A 581-nucleotide genomic window follows, 5' to 3' on the forward strand; every position below is an offset into this window, starting at 1 on the left:
GGTGCGGAAGACGCGCGCGCCACCGCGTCGGGCATGGCGGCGGTAACGGCCGCCCTTCTGTGCAGCGCCAAGGCCGGCGACCATATCGTGGCGGCACGCGCGCTGTTCGGCTCCTGCCGCTGGGTGGTCGAGACGCTGGCGCCGAGATACGGCATCGAGGCGACGCTGGTCGACGGCACCGACATCGCCAACTGGGAAAAGGCGGTCAAGCCGAACACCAAGCTGTTCTTCCTGGAAAGCCCGACCAATCCGACGCTGGAAGTGGTCGATATCGCCGCTGTCGCTTCGCTTGCCAATTCGATCGGCGCCAGGCTGATCGTCGACAATGTCTTCGCCACGCCCCTGCAGCAGAAGCCCTTGCAGCTCGGCGCCCATATCGTCGTCTATTCGGCGACCAAGCACATAGACGGCCAGGGGCGCTGTCTCGGCGGCGTCATCCTGTCGGACAAGAAGTGGATCGACGAGAACCTGCACGACTATTTCCGCCATACCGGCCCAAGCCTTTCGCCTTTCAACGCCTGGACGCTGCTGAAGGGCCTGGAAACGCTGCCGCTGCGCGTACACCAGCAGACGGAAAGTGC

At 64.7% G+C, this 581-nt stretch carries 1 protein-coding gene; it reads left to right on the forward strand.

Going from position 1 to position 581, the window contains the following annotated elements; all coding sequences use genetic code 11:
- Positions 1 to 581 (forward strand): aminotransferase class I/II-fold pyridoxal phosphate-dependent enzyme (locus EN914_RS37690; protein WP_127389795.1); only part of this gene is annotated, 581 nt, incomplete at both ends.

Origin of the sequence: Mesorhizobium sp. M7A.F.Ca.CA.001.08.2.1 (assembly GCF_003998455.1) — a bacterium.
In the GTDB taxonomy this organism is placed as follows: domain Bacteria; phylum Pseudomonadota; class Alphaproteobacteria; order Rhizobiales; family Rhizobiaceae; genus Mesorhizobium; species Mesorhizobium ciceri.